Origin of the sequence: Streptomyces incanus, assembly GCF_042656345.1 — a bacterium.
GTDB lineage: Bacteria > Actinomycetota > Actinomycetes > Streptomycetales > Streptomycetaceae > Streptomyces > Streptomyces incanus.
Genome location: NZ_JBHSPC010000046.1, coordinates 141,600 through 158,413 on the forward strand (window position 1 = coordinate 141,600; position 16,814 = coordinate 158,413).

Below are 16,814 nucleotides of genomic sequence, written 5' to 3' on the forward strand. Positions count from 1 at the left end.
ATCGGCTGCTTGCCCGAGCCCTCACCGGTGATCCGCCACCCGGAGGGGAGTTGGCCGTCGAGGCCGACCTGCTGCGCGGACGGCCGGGGTTGGGCCGACTGCCCAGCGGTCGCACGGTGGTCGTCTCCGACGGCGGAGCGGCATCCGCGCCGCTGGAGTGCGCCGGCGAGGCGCTCGACACGCCCACGCGCACCGAGCAGAAGGCGCTGGACGCGCTCAGCACGCTGACCGGCCCCTGCCTCGATCACGAGAGGGGCAAACCTCAACCCGCCGGTCGCCCTCACCACGCGCGCCGGGACCGCGCTCGCCCAAGCCCGCGAGAGCAGCTCAGAACTGGTCCACCCCGACGGGACCAGTGGTAGTGAGGGGCGGGCGGGACACCAACGTGCGCTGGTGGACCTGGGCCGGCTACCGGGCCAACGCCACCCTGGCCGCCACACTCACCACAACCACCGATCCCCTCCAGAGGCCAACAGACACCTGCATCCGACGTCGCGAGGACGTGACGCCCGCGGAATGGGGGAAGGTCATTTCGGAGGCAGCCGATCACCTGTGCCTTCCCGCAGTGGATGCACGTGCACTGAACGGCCTCAAGTTCAGCGCCGCACTGCTGACCCGGCTCGCAGAGGCCACCCTTGCCGCACGGCTCGCGGATCTGGACGGTGCGACGGCTGCACTCAGAGGACCGACCAGGTTCACAGTTCTGGGACAGTGACCTGGGCATCGATCAGCGAGAGGCAACAGACCGACACCATGGACCGTCCCCAGGAGATCAGGCTCGTACGTCTCGCTGCTGAACTTCCTTGAGTACTCCGGCCACCGTCGCGAAGTCGTTGTCCACATGGAGGACGGTGTGCCCGTGGTGGACCGCGGCCGCACACACCAACAGGTCGATCGCTCCTGCCGCGCGATGCTGGCCCCGCTGGGTCAGTTTGTACTGGGCGGTGTCGACCCAACGCCAGGCATTCTTCGGAACGGGAGAGAGCAGGCAGAGTGCATCCAGTTCCTCCGCGAGCTCGTCCCGGTGGGACGGGCTGGTCGCCGAGTAGAGAAATTCGGTGCGCGTCGGCTCGCAGAGGTGGAACACCCCGGCGGCGATGTGTCCCTCCCAGGGCAGCAATGCACCGGGGGTGCGGAACAGGTGCCACAGGGCGGAGGTGTCGAGCAGGTATGTGATCACTCGAAGGCCTCGCGTCGCGCACGCTTGCCTGCGTCATGTGCCGCCGCGGCCTGCTCAAACTCGCCCCGCGCACCGCGCGCGGCCAGCTTCTCGGCAGCATCGAGCCGCTTGATCCGTGCCACGTAGTCCCGCAGGGCCGCGTTGACCGTCTCCTTCTTCGTCGTGACACCCATCAGCCGCATGGCCTCGGCAAGTGCCTCGTCATCGAGATCAATCTGCGTGACGGACATCGAGCACCTCCAATATCCACGATGTATGCCATCAAAGTACACCACCAACATGAGAGTGCACCACCGCTCAGGGTCACCCGCCGGAGGTGGTGGGGCGAGGTCTGGCAGTTCTCTGTACGGGCCGTTGCCCAGCAGGCGTCAAACGACGCAGTCCCGCCGGGGGATAACGGCGGAAGACTCCTACCGCTCCAACATCGCTGAACGACCGCCGAGCGACGCACAGCGCCTTAACCGAGGCCATGGACGAACAGGCCGACCCCAACCGTCGTGCGTGGCAGCGCACACAGGCCGCTGGGCGAGTGGACAGGAAACGAGGCGGCGGCACCCGCCGGACCGTTCGACGACCAGCAGAGGACCGCCGCCGAAACACTGTGCGCGGATCACGTTCGACAGCCACCGGACCTCGCACCGCGCGAAGCCGATGTGCGCGGCACACACGACAGCGCGACACACATCCAGCAACAATGCGACCCGTCCGATGCGAAGAAAATCGGCGGCCTCAATCTCGGCCTCAGAATCATGAAAACATGACCGCCCAGGGCCACCGGGCCCCTCGACTCACTCGACCCTCCAGCGAAGTTGCTGGTCAGATCGATTCACCAGGCGTGGTGTGTGGTGGGGCGGGTGGGACTCGAACCCACGGCCGACGGATTATGAGTCCTTTGGGGATCTTGGCAATCCTTGCCGATCAACGCTCATCCTTGACGTTTTCGCAGGTCAGATGGGGCTACCCATGTGAGTGCTTCTCAGCCCTTGTCAGTCTGTTCCTGCCCTTGCGGCCTCAACTCGGCCTCAATGAGGCCCGACAGGATCGCGCTGAAGACGAAAAGGACGATCGCGCCAGCTGAAAGACGGGATTCGAACCCACGCGCAGTGGACTTCCAACGCGCAGAGGCTCCACTCCGGGGTGCCGGGTGGGCCTGGCGCACGATGCCCTGCGCCGACAACAGCGCGACAAGCTCCCGGTCGGCCCGCTCACCGAGCACCCAGCACCCAGCACCCAACACCCGCGATTGGCGCGGAACAGGGCCACGTCGTCCATGTTCGAATCCCAGCCCACGTGGTCTCGCCCTAGCTGGTCCTGCTCTGGATTGACGTAGCTCGCCCCGGTCGGTGACGGACGAGGAGGCGCAAGCCGCCAGGGCTTTTGCGCCTCCGTCTCCGCCTGAGCGTTTTGACCCTCGCGCTCGCGGAGGCTCCACCCGCCGGATACTCGGGGGCGGAGCCTCCGCGGTCACGGTTGCTTGTCGGCTTGGCCGGCGGTCACAGCTCCTTCGCGTGGGTGTCCTGGTACGCCGCCCTCCCTCCGAACACGTTCAGGCCGATGTGTCCGCTCGTGTACGTCGTGTCCGTCACGTCGATGATCCGCTTGCCGTTGAGGAACACCTGGATGCGGTCGCCCTCGGTGAGGATGCGGACGGGGTAGCTCGTGCCGCGGCGGACCAGTGCCGGGACGCGGGCGAGGGCGGCGCCGTCGTCGAAGTAGCCGTTGGCCTTGGCGACCAGGCGGATCACGCGTAGGTCGGGGTCGATGTTGAGGCAGTAGGCGTCGGCGCCGTCGGAGGAGGCGCGCCAGAGGAGGGAGAGGGCGCCGCTCGTGTCCGGGGCGGGGCCGCCGAGCCGGACCAGAGTGGTGAGGTCCAAGTCCGTCGCCGTGCGGGCCGAGATCGCGTTGGAGTCCTTGTCGAAGCTTCCGGCGCGGCCCGCGCTGTCCGTCGACCAGCGGCCGGCGGGGGTGATCGTCAACTTGCCGAGGTCCGAGCGGAATTCACCGCCGCTCGGGGCGGCCACCAGCGGCTTCACCCGATCCACCAGGCGGAAGGTGCTGCCGAGCCTGTGCACCTTGAGCGACTCGATGTGCGCGGTGCCGCCCTTGGCGTAGAAAGCCATGCCGTCGGCGTCCGGGCCGGGGAAGATCAGGCTGGTCACGGCGGCCTGTCCGTCCGCGCCGAATGCCTCGACCGAGGACGAGTCGACGTACACGCGCAGGGTCGCGCGGCCGTCGGTCGTCTTCATCGGCGCGGTCGTGCGGCCCGTGAAGTACTGCGTGAAGTCGCTCAGGCCCGATGCCGAGCGGTCCACGAACAGCTCCTGCGCCTCGGCGTCGTATCCGACGGTCGTGTGCTGCTCGTCGTCGGTCCGGAGCCGGAAGCCGATCTCCCTGGCAGTACCAAGGGTGATCTCGGCCTCGATCTCGTAGGCGATGCCCCGGACTCCCGCGAGCGGGTTCGCGGAGGTGGGGCCGACGGCGAGGTCCTTGCGGGTTGTGGTGGACGTGCGCAGCGTGACCAGCTCCGGGACCGGGCGCTGCGCCAGGCGTACGCCGTCGGCGGTGTCCGTGAGGGTCAGTTCGCGGGGGGTGCTCAGCTGGCCGTTCCAGCCGCCGGTCGGGGCGCTGAAGGGGTAGTCCCAGTTGCTCATCCAGCCGAGCCAGACGCGGCGGTCGTCGGTCAGGCCGTAGAAGGACATGGCGGCGTAGTAGTCACGGCCGGAGTCGGCGCGCAGGACCGTGCCGGCCTTCTGGTCGGGAGCGAAACCGGTGCCGTTCCACTCACCCGTGAAGTACTGGGCGGCCGAGCCGTTCGTGGCGCGTACGGCACCGGTGCTCAGGGTGAGGACCCACTTCACCTTGTCCTTGTCGCCGTCGACGGGGAGCGGGAAGAAGTCGGGGCACTCCCAGACGCCGGGTGTGGCCCAGTCGCCGTAGCCGAAGGAGCTGACCTGGGTCCAGGTGAGGAGGTCGGTGGAAGTGAAGAAGCGGATGTGGTCGCCGCCGGAGACGACCATCAGCCACTGTTCGTGGGCCTCGTCGCGGATGACCTTCGGGTCGCGGAAGGTCCAGTCGGCGTCTGGGCCGCCCGGGTTCTGCACGGCCGGACTCGAGCCGCCGTGCAGCTGCCACGATCGGCCCTTGTCCTTGCTGTACGCGATGCGCACGCTGGCGTTCCCGCCCGGCTTGTCCGGGTGGTAGCTCGTGTAATAGGCGATCAGGCCCGAGCCGCCCTCGAAGAGACCGGAGGTGTCGTCGGCGTCCACGACCGCGCAGCCGGTCCAGCAGTGGCCGTAGGCGTTCCAGGGCAGGGCGATCGGCAGGAGCTGCCAGTGGACGAGGTCGGTGCTGACCGCGTGTGCCCAGCGGCCCTCGTCCTGGTGGAAGAGGTGGTACTCGCCGTCGTGGTGCAGCAGGCCGCAGGGGTCGCTGGTGGAGCCGGTGAGCTGGGAGTAGTGGTACGTGGGGCGGTACGGCTCGGTGAAGTAGTCGGCGGTGCCGCGCACCTCGACGTTCTGGAAGTACGACGTCCCGTGCGCGGCCGCGGTGCCGAAGGCGGCGCCCTTGGTGCGGGACACGCGGGTCTTGAGCGCGCGTACGCCGTCCACGTACACCTCGATGGTTCTGCCCGTCGCGCGGGCCTCGACGCGGTACGTGCCTCCGGCCGTGATGCGCCGGACCGGGCCGGAGGCGGAGGCGAGGCGGGTGCCGGAGGAGCGGTCCAGCAGGGCGACGGCGTTGCGGCCGGCTTCCAGGCGGGCTTCGTAGCCGCCGGAGCCGTTCGCGGACGCGCGCAGGACGAGGCCGGCCGAGGAGGAGCGGTCGCCGGGTGTGATGTCGGCCCTCGCCACCAGGTCGCCGTCGGTGAAGGGGGCCGTGCGCAGGCCGTTCTCGCCGCGGATGCCGCGCAGGTCCGGGGTCCAGGTGCCGGAGCGGGCCGTCCAGCCCTGGAGGCCGGTGGCGAGGTCGGCCGCGGCGATGTCCTCGAAGGACACCTCGCCGGCCGATGCCGTGACGGCGAGTCGGCCCTTGGTGTGGGTGGAGTCCTGGGCGGTGATGACGGGGCTGTAGCCGTCGGGAGAGAGGAAGTTGGTCTGCCAGTGCACGCGCAGTTCGTCGTGTTCGGCTTCGACGCGCAGACGGTAGACCGTGTCGGCCTTGATGGTGGTCGCGTAGGTGCCGAGGGTGACGTCGCCGTCGATGCGGTAGAGCCTCAGCCTGTCCTGGTCCGCGTCGACTTGGACGCCGTAGCCGCGCGTGGCCTTGGCGTCGGTGCGCACCAGCAGTGCGGCGATGGCGGAAGCGTCGTGCAGGAGCAGGTCGGCCTGGAACGCGGTGTCGTACGTCTTGGTCGTGGTGAGGGCGCGGGCGGTGGCTCCCTGGGTTGGGGCCGCGCGCCAGCCCAGCGGACTCGCCGTCCAGGTGCCGCCGCTCGTGGTCCAGCCGGTGAGGTTGGTGGTGACCGAGGAGAGGGAGGGCGGGCCGAAGGTGACCTTGCCGCCCTGGGCGAGCAGGCCCACCGAGCCGGTGTCGTGGCGGTGGTCCTCGGTGTGGAGAAGCCGCTTGCCGTCGACATGCACCGTCAGCTCGGGTCCGTCGACCGCCACTTCGAGGTCGTAGGGCTTTCCGGCCTGCGCGCCCGGAAGTGGAGCGGTGGCGAGTGTGTCGCCGCCGGCCAGGTCGTAGAGCCGTATGCGGGAGCGGCCGGGGTCGAGGGCGACCGCGTATCCGGTCGAGCCGTCGAGGGCGGCCCGGAACACCAACGCGCCTACGGCGGAAGAGGATTGGGGCGTGACGCGGGCCGCGTACGTGCCTTTGGCCGCGAGTGGCTGCTCGGACAGGGCGAGGGCGGGCCCGCGGCGGTCGGCGGTCGCCGTCCGGCCGCCGTCGGAGGTGCGGGTCCAGGTGCCGGTGACGGGGATGGGGTCGGGGATCGGGGTGGCGGCGGGGGCCGCTCCGGTGGTGCTCGGGGTGGCGGCCTGTGCTGCGGGGAGGATGCCTCCGAGAGGCAGCAGGGTGGCGGCGGTTCCTCCGGCGAGCAGGAGGGTACGGCGGGACACGCTCATGGCGGCTCCTGAGGGAGAACAGGGGAGGGTGGGCCACGGCCCGGGGGGACGTCCACCCCGCGGGCCGTGGTCGTGTGTAAGACCGTCACGGCCACAGCGGCCGGGGCCCGTCGGTCAAGGCCGACGCCATCTGCCAGGCGTCGAACCGCTCCAGGGCCACATCGCCGTCGGCACCGATACCGACGCCGACGGCCTCGTCCGGGCGGGTGGGGTAGATGCGGGCGGTGAGGGGCCGCCCGTTGGCGAAGATCTCCAGTGCGGAGTGGTCGACGAGGACGCGCAGGTCGACCCGGCCCTCGGGGCCCAACGACAGGTCGCCGTACCGGGGTTCGGTGTCGACCGTCGGGTCGAGGCTGCTGGTCTCGCGGTGCAGACGGAGGGTGCCGCCCGTTCCGTCGTGCGACCGGCTCACCTCCACGACCGTGCGTTCCGCGCCGTCCGGTGTCTCTCGGAGCACGAGCCGGACGGTCGCTCCGGGGGCGAGACGCAGGGTCGTCTCGATGTCCAGCTGGTCCCCGCGCACGGCGGGCAGCGGGGTGTACGGGTCGGCCAGCCGGCCCGGAGCCACCTCTACGCGCTCCCGCCGCAGCTCGGTCAGCTCCGGTACCGGGGCCTGGTGCAGGCCGCCGTCCGTGGCGAGCGTGACGACCCTCGGCAGGGACATCACACCGCACCAGCCGGCCTGCGCGTTCGCCTCGTCCGTCCGGCCTTCCTGGAGCCAGCCGAACATGATGCGGCGGCCGTGCTCGTCGCGGGTGGACTGGGGGGCGTAGAAGTAGCGGCCGCCGTAGTCGAGACGATGGAGGACGGTCGGGGTGAAGGTGTCGCCCTGGTAGCGGCCGGTCCAGTACAGGGGGTGGTGGGTGGTGCCCTCGTCCCAGGCGGAGAAGACCAGAACGTCGGTGCTGCCGGCCTCCTCGTCCTCGCCGAGCCGGAAGAGGTCGACGCACTCCCACATCGTGCCGGTCCAGTCGAGCTCGCCCTGGTTCTGCGAGGCGTCGCCGGTCAGCAGGGGGCCGACGTAGCGCCAGCTGCGCAGGTCGTCGGATTCGTACAGGAAGGCCGTTCCGCCGACGCCCCGGATTCCCGAGCCCACCAGCTGACGCCACACCGTGTTCTCGCCGGAGCCCTCCCGCCAGACGCAGTGGTCGCGGAAGGCCGTGATGTCGACGCCCTCCGGCGGGGCGGTGATGACCGGGTTGGCCGAGTCCTTGGTCCAGTACGTCAGATCCGCCGATCCCCTGGCCACGCAAGGGAGTTCATGCTCGCCGTGCCTGCCCGAGTAGACGAGCGTGGGCACCCCCCCGTCGTCCACCAGGACACCGGACCAACAGCCGTCGCGGTCCGGGCCGTCCGAGCCTGGCACCAGGGCGACTGGCTCATCGGCCCAGTGCACGAGGTCGGTACTGGTGGCGTGGCCCCAGTGGATGCGGTGGTGGGCGGCGGCGAGCGGGTTGTACTGGTAGAAGAGGTGGTAGACGCCGTTCCAGTGACTCAGCCCGTTGGGGTCGTTGAGCCAGCCGCCGGGCGAGGTGAAGTGGAAGCGGGGGCGGTGGGGGTCGCGCAGGGAGCGCTCGGCCAGCCCCTCGGCGGTGGGACTGCCGGAGGGGAGGGTGAGGTCGTGGGTCATGCGGCGGTGGTCTCCGCTTTCTCGGTGTCGTCGGTGGCCTCGCTGTCCGGCCGGTCGGTGGCCTTGAGGACGCGGCGGGCGATGTCGGAGGCGGGTGCGCGCAGGTGGCAGCGCACCCAGTGGGGCTGTCCGTCGTTCTCGCCGACGATGTGGCGGACGGGTTCGGTGCGGCTGCACGTGCCGTCGTCGCCGTAGGGGCAGGACGTGGGGTTGAGGATCGCCTCGCGCAGGCGGGCGCGCTCGACGGGGTCGTAGCTGCCGGCCCGTTCGGGGTCGGGTACGGCGGACAGCAGCAGGCGGGTGTAGGGGTGGGCGGGGGCGTCCATGACGGCCAGTGCGTCGCCGCCCTCGACGAGTTCGCCGGCGAACATGACCATCGTGGTGTCGGCGAGGTAGCGGGCGGAGCCCAGGTCGTGGGTGATGTAGAGCATGGCGATGTTCCGCTCGTCGCGCAGGCGCCGCATCAGGTTGAGCACGCCGACGCGTACGGAGACGTCCAGCATCGACGTCGGTTCGTCGGCCAGGATGAGGCGCGGTTCCACCGCCAACGCGCGGGCGATGGAGACGCGCTGACGCTGGCCGCCGGAGAGTTCGTGCGGGTAGGACTGGAGCATGTCCTCGGTCAGGCCGACCGTTTTTATCAGCTCGCGCAGCGCCTCTGGTGTGGCGGAGTGGCCGTGCAGGACGAGGGCCCGGGTGAGGAAGTGCTCGATGCGGTGGACGGGGTTGAGTGAGCCGAAGGGGTCCTGGAACACCATCTGGACCTTGCGGCGGTACGCCCGTGACGCCCGGCGCCGCTCGGTGCGCAGGACGTCCTCGCCGTCGAGCAGCACCTGTCCGGCGGAGGGCTGTTCGAGGCGGGCGAGACAGCGGGCGATGGTGGACTTGCCGCTGCCGGACTCGCCGACCAGGGCGGTGATCCGGCCGGCCGGGAGATCGAAGGAGACGTCGTTGACGGCTCGGACGCGGCGCCGGGAGAAGACGGTGCCGACCTGGAAGTCCTTGGTCAGACCGCGTACGGACAGCAGGGGCTGGGTCATCGCGGGGCTCCCTGGGCACTCTGGGCCGCCCACCGGCCGGGGGCGATCTCGCGCAGGTCGGGGATGTTCATGGAGCAGTCCGAGCGGTCCTCGGGACAGCGGACGTGGAAGCCGCAGCTGTCAGCGGTGCGCGGGGCGTCGAAGAGGCCGGTGAGTTCTTGGCGCGGGCCGGTCAGCGGCGGGAAGGCGTTCATCAGCGCCTCGGTGTAGGGGTGGAGCGGATTGGTGAACAAGTCCTTGGCGTCGGCGAGTTCGACGATCCGTCCGCCGTACATCACGCCCATGCGGTCCGACAGCTCGACCATCAGGGACATGTCGTGGGTGATGAAGAGGATGGAGAAGCCCAGCTCCCGCTGGAGGTCGCGGATCTGCGCCATGATCTCCTGCTGCACGACCACGTCGAGCGCGGTGGTCGGCTCGTCCATGATCAGCAGCCGGGGGCGCAGTGCGACTGCCATGGCGATGACGACGCGCTGGCGCATGCCGCCGGAGAGCTGGTGCGGGTACGCCTTCAGCCGCCCCGGGTCGATGCCCACCATCTGAAGCAGCTCGCCCGCCCGCTCCCGCGCGGCCCGCTTCTTCAGCTTCTCGTGGGTGGTGAAGATGTCGACGATCTGCTCGCCGATGGTCAGGACGGGGTTGAGCGAGTTCATCGCCGACTGGAGGACCATGGCGATCTCCCGCCACCGGAAGGCGCGCAGCTCGCGTGCGTCCAGGGTGAGGACGTTGCGGCCCTGGAAGCGGATGCTGCCCGCGGTGATTTCCGCCGGGGGCTTCAGCAGTCGCATCACCGCGTTGGCGATGGTCGACTTGCCGCAGCCGGATTCTCCGGCGAGGCCGAAGATCTCTCCGGCTCCGATGGAGAAGGAGACGTCGTCGGCGCCCACGACGGTGCGTCCGTCACCGCGGTATTCGACGCGCAGGCCGTTCACCTCAAGTACGGGTTCCATGGCTCAGCCCCTCCTTTCACGCCGGGCACGGCGGCTGCGCAGCCTGGGGTTGGTGATCTCGTCGACCGCGTAGTTGACCAGCGCGAGCGCGAACGCGACGAGCGCGATGCACAGTCCGGAGGGGACGAAGGCCCACCACGTGCCGGTCATCAGCGCGCCGTCGTTGCTGGCCCAGTACAGGTTGGTGCCCCAGCTGACGACGCTGCTGTCGCCGAGGCCGAGGAACTCCAGGCCGGCCTGGGCGCCGATGCCGAAGATCACGCAGCCCAGCAGCGTGGTCATCACCACGGACGCCATGTTGGGCAGGATCTCGCGGAACATGATCCGCAGGGGGCGCTCGCCGGTGACGACGGCGGCGGCCACGAAGTCCTTGCCGCGGATCGACTTGGCCTGCGCGCGCAGGACCCGGGCCGAGCCCGCCCAGCCGGTGACGACGAGCACCAGGATCACGGTCGAGGTCCCGGGCGGCAGGAACGCGGCCAGGATGATGAGCAGCGGGAGGCCGGGCAGCAGCAGGAAGATGTTGGTGACCAGGGTCAGCGCGTCGTCCACGATACGGCCGAAGTACGCGGACGCCAGGCCGACGAGGATGGCGACGCCGGTCGCCACAAGGCCCACGGTGAAGCCGACGAAGAGGGAGCTGCGCGCACCCCACAGGGTGAGGGCGAGCACGTCCTGTCCCTTGGCGGTCGTACCCAGCCAGTGTGCGGCCGAGGGTGCCTGGCTGCCCGTGGAGTTGATGAGCGACGGGTCGCCCGGTGCCAGGACGGGCGCGAGCAGAGCCAGCAGCGCGAAGAGAGCGAGCAGGATCAGCCCGGCCAGCGCCTTCTTGCTGTCGATGAGCTGGCGCAGCAGTCCGCGGCGGCGGGACGTGCGTGCGGGGATGGTCGGCGTGGTGGCCGTCGCGATGTCGATGGCGGTCATGTCGGCAACCTCCTCAGCGGACGCGGACGCGCGGGTCGAGGCGGACGTAGACGAGGTCGACGAGGAAGTTCGCGAGCAGCACCGCGGCCGTGATCGTCAGGAAGATGCCCTGCATCAGCGGGTAGTCCAGGCCCTGGACGGCCATCAGCAGCTGGTAGCCGATGCCGGGGTAGGCGAACACGACCTCGGTGAGCAGGGCGCCGCCGACGACGAAGCCGAGTGCCATGCCGAAGTTGGTGACGGAAGGCAGCAGTGCGTTGCGGGCGGCGTAGCGGAACATGATCCGCGAGGGGCTGAGGCCCTTGGCCTCGGCCATCATGATGTAGTCCTCGGCCGCCGTGGCGATCATGGTGTTGCGCATGCCGAGCATCCAGCCGCCGATGGAGACCAGCACGATGGTCAGCGCCGGCAGCACCAGGTGGGTGGCGACGTTCGAGAGGAACTCGCCGTTGAAGCCGGGAGTCAGGCCGACGTCGTAGGCGTGCCGCATGGGGAACCAGCCGAGGCTCACCCCGAACAGGTACAGCGCGCCCATGGCCAGCCAGAAGTACGGGAACGAGCCGACGAAGATCAGCAGGGGCGGGAAGGCGGAGTCGAGGACGCCGCCGCGCCGCCAGGCGGCGACGATGCCGAGCAGGTTGCCGAGCACGGCCGCGATGACGAGCGCGACGCCGCCGAGGAGCAGGGTCCAGCCGATCTGTGAGCCGATCACGTCGGAGACCGGGGTGGGGAAGCGGGTGATGGAGATGCCGAGGTCGCCGGTGAAGACGCTCTTGACGTAGGAGACGTACTGCTCCCAGAGGGGGCGGTCGTCGAGGCCGAAGAGTTTCCGCAGCTGGGCTATCTGGTCGGGCTGCATGGTGCCCTGGGCCTGCGCGAACATCCGGGAGACCGGGTCGCCCGGCATGAAGCGCGGGAGAACGAAGTTCAGGGTGATGGAGGCCCAGAAGGCAAGCAGATAGAACCCCAGGTTGCGCAGGATCAGACGCACGGGTCGTGCTCCCTGTCGGTGGGGGGGGTGAACGTGTGGCTCGGTGCGCGGGGGCGGCCGTCCGGGGAGGAGGGCGGCCGCCGGTCCGCGGGCGGCGTCAGCCCTTGACGGGCTTCAGCGACGTGAGCACGAGGACCGTGCTGCCGTTGCGGTTGCCGAGGGTGGCGTACGGGTTTTCCTCGGAGGGCCAGCCGGTGAAGCGGGCATCCGTGTACGCGCCCCACTCGGGGCCGGTGAACAGCGGGACGACGGGTGCGTCCTTGTCGTACAGTTCCTGCAGGCCGTTCATCTGCTCGCGCTGCGCACTCTCGTCCGTGGCGGCGGCGAAGGCGTCGATGAGCTTGTCGGCCTTCTTGTCGCCGAAGCGGTGGTAGTTCTCCGTGGCCTGCTTGCCGACCGGCTGCACCATCTTGGTCGACATCACGCCGCGGAAGTACTCGTACGGCGTGGCGCCGTTGTTGCTCCACACGATGCCGGTGTCGAACGTGCCGGTGTTGTACGACGCCGAGACCGCCGACCAGTCGGGCGTCTTCACGGTGGCGGTGATGCCGACCTTCGCGAGGTTCTGCTTGATGATGTTGGCGACCGAGATCCAGTCGGAGGAGGCTGAGCCGACGGAGATGTCGAGCGTGAAGTCCTTGCCGTTCTTCAGCTTCCGCTTGCCGCCGCTCTCCTCGTAGCCGGCCGCATCCAGCGCCTTGGCCGCCGCGTCGGTGTCGTACTTCGTCCAGGTGCAGGACGCGGCGAGCAAGGTGTCACGCCACTTGTCGTACGTGCGGGCCAGGCCAGTGCAGTCGGCGGGTTCGGCGTAGCCGTTCATCGCGACCTTGGTGATCTGGTCGCGGTCGACGGCCATGCTGAGGGCCTTGCGCACCGCCGGGTCGTCGAAGGGCGCCTTGGTGGTGTTCAGCTGCCAGTTGATCATGGCGCCGGTGGCCGGGAACCAGTAGTGGTTGTGCTTCTTGTCCTTGGCGACGAAGGACTTCTCGATGTCCGGGATGAACGACTGCGTCCAGTCCACCTCGCCGTTGGTGAAGGCGATGTTGGCGCTGTCGTTGCCGGAGAAGGCGAGCATCTGGATACCGGCGATCCGCTGTTTGTCCGGCTGCCAGTAGTCGGGGTTCTTGCGCAGCTCGTACGACTGGCTCTGGAACTTCTCGATCTTGGTGTACGGGCCGGTGCCGACCGGGTTCGGGTTGGTGAACTTCGCCGGGTCCTTCACCTTGGACCAGATGTGCTTCGGCAGGATGTAGTGGCCGCTGATCTCGTAGAAGGCGGTCGAGAACGCCTTGTTGAAGGAGAACTTCACCGTGTGGGCATCGACCGCGGTGACCTTGTCCAGGTAGTCGAAGCCGCCGAGCACCTTCTTCTGGAGCTCGAAGGTGTAGACGACGTCGTCGGCGGTGAGCGCCTGGCCGTCCGACCACTTGACGCCCTCGCGCAGCGTGAAGGTGAGGGACTTGCCGTCCTTGGCCTGCTCCCACTTGGTGGCCAGCCACGGCGTGTCCTTGGCGTCCGCCATGCTGTGCACCGCCAGCGGCTCGTAGACCGCCTGCAGGGTCATGGGGGCGGCCTGCGGGGAGAGCGGGTTGAAGTTGCGCGTGAACGTCGCCAGATCCTCGCGCGGGATGGTGAGGAGCTGGTTGCCGGAGGTGTCACCGGCGCCGGAGGTGCCCGAGCCACCCGTACAGGCGGACAGGACCAGGGCCGCGGCGGCGGTCACGGTGACCGCTCTCAGGACGGCTCGGGGCCGCCGTGAAGGTATGCGGGAGGGTGCCATAATGGAGACTCTTTTCCTCTCTTCAACACACAGGGCGAAGACGGGATGGGATTCCTCGGCGGACTGATTAGCGGTCAGACCGACGAGCGTTCGAGCAGCGGGCAGTCGATCGTCACCTGACGGGTGTCGAGCGGCTGCCCCGCTGCGAGAGCGGCGAGCATGTCGATGCCCTTGGTGCCCATGGCCTCGAAGGGCAGGGCGAGCGTCGTCAGCTTCGGCCGCAGATAGGCGGCGATGAGTTCCTGGTTGTCGAACCCCACCACGGCCACGTCGTGCGGGATGCGCAGCCCACGTTCCTTGATCGCGTCGTACGCGCCCATCGCCATCCGGTCGTTTCCGCAGAACAGCGCGGTCGGCCGGTCGCCGGCCGGGCGGTCAAGGAGTTCGCAGGCGGCGGTATAGGCGCTGTCCGCGGTGGCCCAGCCGGGGACGACGAGGGAGGGGTCGGGGGTGATCCCGGCCTCGCGCAGGGCACGTTCGTACCCCTCGCGCCTGCCGATGGCCGCCGGGATCGCCGGGTCGAGGTTGATGAACCCGATGCGGGTGTGACCGGCGTCCAGGAGCCGGCGGGTCGCCTTGTAACCGCCCGACACCTCGTCGGGCAGGATGCACGGCAGCTCACCTTCCGCGTCGTAGCAGTTGACGAGCACCGTCGGCACCTCCCGGGCGGCCTTGGGGAGCGTGACGGCCCGGTGCCAGGTCGTGGCGTACAGGAGCCCTTCCACCCGGTGTTCCAGCATCTGGTCGAGCGCGGCGGCCTCCTGGGCGGGGTCGCCCTCGCTCGCGGCGATCAGCAGGAACCTCCGGTCACCCCAGGCGCGGCTCTGCGCACCCGTGATCACCTCGGTCGCGAAGGGGCCGGTCACGATCTCGGTGATCAGCCCGAACCATCCGCTGCGGTTCGCGGCCAGCGCCCGCGCCCCGGCGTTGGGCCGGTAGCCGAGCTCGTCGATCGCCTCCAGGATCCGCCGACGGGTCTCCTCGGGGATGGCGGCGCCGGGCTTGTCGTTGAGGACGAAGGAGACGGTGGTCCGCGAGACACCCGCGTGGCGCGCCACATCGCTCATGGTCACGCGATGCGTCCTGTTCGTGGCCACTTCCAGTCCCTTTCGGCCGTCCGGCGGTGAGACAGCACCTCCGGTTTCGCGCTTTAATAACGCGCGTTACTTCCGTGTGGCAGGGAAGTTACGTGCGTCTTGAGCGGCATGTCAATACCTGTGCATGGGCCGCATCAGGCCACCGGCCCGGTGCCCTTCACCCCCCGCGCTCTTCCCGAGAGAGGCAAACAACCACCATGGCCCGACCCCAGGCCCCCAGCAGCGTCACCGTCCTCGGCGAGTGCGTCGCCGACGCCTTCACCGACCCCGCCCGGTCCAGCTCCGATGAACTCGCGCTGCGCGCCCTGCCCGGTGGCGGCCCCGCCAACACCGCCGTCGCCCTCGCCCGGCTCGGTACCCGGACTCGTTTCCTCGGGCGGTTCTCCCACGACGTCTTCGGCGCCCTCTTCCATGCCCGCCTCAGTGCCTCCGGCGTCGACCTGACCGGCAGCGTGACCGCCGCCCCCGAGCCCAGCACCCTCGCCGTCGCCGACCTCGACGACTCCGGCCAGGCCACCTACACGTTCTATGCCGACAGCGCCGCCGACTGGCAGTGGACCGACGACGAACTCGCCGGCGCCCGGCTGGACGATGCGGCCTGCCTGCACACTGGCTTCCTGGCGCTGATACAGCAGCCCGGCGGCAGCCGCATCGAGGACAATCTCGCCAGGGCGCGCGAGCACGTCACCGTGTCCATCGACCCCAACGTCCGGCCCCTGCTCGTATCGCCCTCCGTCTACCGCGAACGGCTTCCCCGCTGGTGCGCCCTCGCCGACATCCTTCGCCTCAGCGAGGACGACCTCGCGCTGCTCCTGCCCGGCGTCGGCCCTGAGGAGGCGTGCGACACCTGGCATGCCGCTGGCGCGCGCCTCGTCGTCATCACCTTCGGCGGGCGCGGCGCCCTTGCCTCCCTAGACCCGTACTTCGCGGGTCCCTCGATCGTGAAGATCAAGTGATCGGGATCGGTCCACGGGCGGTCGGCCCGGCGGCGTGATTGTCATCGGGCAACCGATCGCGGCGGGAACCGGTCGGTGATCATGCGCTGAGCCTTCACTAACGGGTGACCCGCGAAGTGCGGGCCTAGACGGCCTCCGCGTCACCGTCCCAGCCCCGGCCGTGGACGTTGTGGACACCGTCGGCGCCGGGGACTCCTTCACTGCGGGCCTGCTCCACCGCCTCGCCGCCCTCGGACACCTTGGCGGGCGACTCGACGCACTGAGCCTCGAGGACGTCACCGACTCCTGCTCCTTCGCCGCTCACGTGGCCGCCGTGACCTGTTCCGTCCACGGCGCGAACCCGCCCTGGGTGGACGAAGCGGCGATGGAGGCCGGCGTGGAACAGCTCCTGCCGCATGCCTGAACGTGGCATGCCCGTTCCCGCAGACAGGACTGCGGGAACGGGCGTCGAATCCACACGGCCGGCACCCCGTACGCGCTGTTGCCATGGCGTCGTCATGGTTGCGGAGCCGCAGAGCCGGGGAGCCGAGCGGTGCTTGAGATCAGGTGCGGCTCTCAGTGAGGTCTGCCAGCTCGGCCTGGATGCGGTCGGCCTCCTCGCGCAGTTCGTCGACCCGACGGCGAGCTGCGAGCTCGTGCTGTTCCAGCAGTCCGACAACCGACGGCATCCGCGACCTCCCGGGGAGCGACGACACGACAGGCCATGGCTCCCACGGAATCACCGACCCGCCTGACCAGCGGAGATACCGTCCTCAAGTCCGGAAAGACAACAGCTTCACGACTTCTTCGGCCGCCTTGCCTTCTCCCCGGACACCGGCACCCTCGCCGTGCTCACCGCGCGAGCGGAGGTGATCCATCTGAGACGCGTTAGTCGAAGCCGCCGGCTGTCACACCGACAGTGACCGGGCATCGGAACATACTCAGCTGCCGGCGGTCCGTAACCTGAGCAGCTGGACGAGACCCGTCTTCGACCGCCCCGACGTCCTGACCACATGAACCACGGAGCACCACACGAGAGGACCGAGTGACCGCTCGGGGCCGTTTCCTCTTGGGGCAGTTCCTGGCGCCCACCGGCCATCACCACGACGCACACTCTCGCGCGCCGCACACCCAGACGGCCACCACGTCGAACGCCTCGACCCACCTGCGCCGACCGGAGCACAGGATCATCGATAACACTGTCCTCGTTACCAGCGGCCT

General features: G+C 69.4%; 13 protein-coding genes and 2 pseudogenes. 4 read left to right on the forward strand and 11 right to left on the reverse strand.

All coding sequences use genetic code 11. The annotated features are described in order from the left end of the window. The first annotated feature begins 385 nt into the window (after positions 1-385). Positions 386-715, forward strand: a complete 330-nt coding sequence (locus ACFP2V_RS17710) for a hypothetical protein (protein ID WP_381212778.1) — start codon at positions 386-388, stop codon at positions 713-715. A 57-nt stretch (positions 716-772) separates the two neighbouring features. Here ACFP2V_RS17710 and ACFP2V_RS17715 read toward each other — a convergent pair whose 3' ends face one another. Both ACFP2V_RS17715 and ACFP2V_RS17720 read right to left on the reverse strand, forming a co-directional pair. Continuing rightward, positions 773-1,180: a PIN domain nuclease gene (locus ACFP2V_RS17715; protein WP_381212781.1), complete on the reverse strand. Its 408-nt coding sequence runs from the start codon at positions 1,178-1,180 to the stop codon at positions 773-775. After that, positions 1,177-1,410, reverse strand: a complete 234-nt coding sequence (locus ACFP2V_RS17720; protein WP_030606313.1) for a type II toxin-antitoxin system VapB family antitoxin — start codon at positions 1,408-1,410, stop codon at positions 1,177-1,179. Before ACFP2V_RS17720 ends, ACFP2V_RS17715 begins: the two co-directional genes overlap by 4 nt. Before the next feature lie 267 nt (positions 1,411-1,677). Between ACFP2V_RS17720 and ACFP2V_RS17725 the strand changes: the two genes are divergently transcribed. After that, positions 1,678-1,941: a hypothetical protein gene (locus tag ACFP2V_RS17725; RefSeq protein WP_381212783.1), complete on the forward strand. Its 264-nt coding sequence runs from the start codon at positions 1,678-1,680 to the stop codon at positions 1,939-1,941. Between the two features lie 732 nt (positions 1,942-2,673). On the opposite strand, the gene ACFP2V_RS17730 is transcribed toward ACFP2V_RS17725, so the two are convergent. The 8 genes from ACFP2V_RS17730 to ACFP2V_RS17765 form a co-directional block, all read right to left on the reverse strand. Beyond that, positions 2,674-6,246 carry a GH32 C-terminal domain-containing protein gene (locus ACFP2V_RS17730; RefSeq protein ID WP_381212786.1) on the reverse strand — a complete coding sequence of 1,191 codons (3,573 nt, stop codon included), beginning with the start codon at positions 6,244-6,246 and terminating at the stop codon, positions 2,674-2,676. A gap of 85 nt (positions 6,247-6,331) precedes the next feature. Then, positions 6,332-7,876 (reverse strand): glycoside hydrolase family 32 protein, encoded by a 1,545-nt coding sequence (locus ACFP2V_RS17735; RefSeq protein ID WP_381212789.1) that lies wholly within the window; start codon positions 7,874-7,876, stop codon positions 6,332-6,334. Then, entirely contained in the window at positions 7,873-8,916 is a 1,044-nt protein-coding gene (locus ACFP2V_RS17740; protein ID WP_381212792.1) for an ABC transporter ATP-binding protein, read from the reverse strand. Before ACFP2V_RS17740 ends, ACFP2V_RS17735 begins: the two co-directional genes overlap by 4 nt. Further along, positions 8,913-9,866, reverse strand: coding sequence for an ABC transporter ATP-binding protein (locus ACFP2V_RS17745; protein ID WP_381212795.1), 954 nt, complete (start codon positions 9,864-9,866; stop codon positions 8,913-8,915). Before ACFP2V_RS17745 ends, ACFP2V_RS17740 begins: the two co-directional genes overlap by 4 nt. 3 nt (positions 9,867-9,869) lie before the next feature. Continuing rightward, positions 9,870-10,790, reverse strand: a complete 921-nt coding sequence (locus ACFP2V_RS17750; protein WP_055627281.1) for an ABC transporter permease — start codon at positions 10,788-10,790, stop codon at positions 9,870-9,872. 13 nt (positions 10,791-10,803) lie between these two features. Beyond that, on the reverse strand, positions 10,804-11,781 hold the full coding sequence (locus ACFP2V_RS17755; RefSeq protein ID WP_381212798.1) for an ABC transporter permease: 978 nt from the start codon (positions 11,779-11,781) through the stop codon (positions 10,804-10,806). A gap of 97 nt (positions 11,782-11,878) precedes the next feature. Further along, positions 11,879-13,504, reverse strand: a complete 1,626-nt coding sequence (locus ACFP2V_RS17760; RefSeq protein ID WP_381212801.1) for an ABC transporter substrate-binding protein — start codon at positions 13,502-13,504, stop codon at positions 11,879-11,881. Positions 13,505-13,635: 131 nt separating this feature from the next. Next, complete coding sequence (locus ACFP2V_RS17765; protein WP_055595809.1) at positions 13,636-14,628, reverse strand: LacI family DNA-binding transcriptional regulator; 993 nt, start codon at positions 14,626-14,628, stop codon at positions 13,636-13,638. Between the two features lie 227 nt (positions 14,629-14,855). Here ACFP2V_RS17765 and ACFP2V_RS17770 point away from each other — a divergent pair. Both ACFP2V_RS17770 and ACFP2V_RS17775 read left to right on the forward strand, forming a co-directional pair. Beyond that, positions 14,856-15,575, forward strand: a pseudogene (locus tag ACFP2V_RS17770) (PfkB family carbohydrate kinase); the annotation flags it as partial. Between the two features lie 163 nt (positions 15,576-15,738). After that, positions 15,739-16,017, forward strand: a pseudogene (locus tag ACFP2V_RS17775) (PfkB family carbohydrate kinase); the annotation flags it as partial. 139 nt (positions 16,018-16,156) lie between these two features. On the opposite strand, the gene ACFP2V_RS17780 reads toward ACFP2V_RS17775, so the two are convergent. After that, a complete protein-coding gene (locus tag ACFP2V_RS17780) occupies positions 16,157-16,282 on the reverse strand; it encodes a hypothetical protein (RefSeq protein ID WP_267893674.1) in 126 nt (41 codons plus the stop codon). Between the last annotated feature and the right edge of the window lie 532 nt (positions 16,283-16,814).

Excerpts from the sequence above, each read along its gene's own strand:
- ACFP2V_RS17735 (WP_381212789.1), bottom strand. The coding sequence starts at position 7,876 with ATGACCCACGACCTCACCCTCCCCTCCGGCAGTCCCACCGCCGAGGGG.
- ACFP2V_RS17765 (WP_055595809.1), bottom strand. The coding sequence starts at position 14,628 with ATGAGCGATGTGGCGCGCCACGCGGGTGTCTCGCGGACCACCGTCTCC.
- ACFP2V_RS17740 (WP_381212792.1), bottom strand. The coding sequence starts at position 8,916 with ATGACCCAGCCCCTGCTGTCCGTACGCGGTCTGACCAAGGACTTCCAG.
- ACFP2V_RS17730 (WP_381212786.1), bottom strand. The coding sequence starts at position 6,246 with ATGAGCGTGTCCCGCCGTACCCTCCTGCTCGCCGGAGGAACCGCCGCC.
- ACFP2V_RS17745 (WP_381212795.1), bottom strand. The coding sequence starts at position 9,866 with ATGGAACCCGTACTTGAGGTGAACGGCCTGCGCGTCGAATACCGCGGT.
- ACFP2V_RS17720 (WP_030606313.1), bottom strand. The coding sequence starts at position 1,410 with ATGTCCGTCACGCAGATTGATCTCGATGACGAGGCACTTGCCGAGGCC.
- ACFP2V_RS17750 (WP_055627281.1), bottom strand. The coding sequence starts at position 10,790 with ATGACCGCCATCGACATCGCGACGGCCACCACGCCGACCATCCCCGCA.
- ACFP2V_RS17780 (WP_267893674.1), bottom strand. The coding sequence starts at position 16,282 with ATGCCGTCGGTTGTCGGACTGCTGGAACAGCACGAGCTCGCAGCTCGC.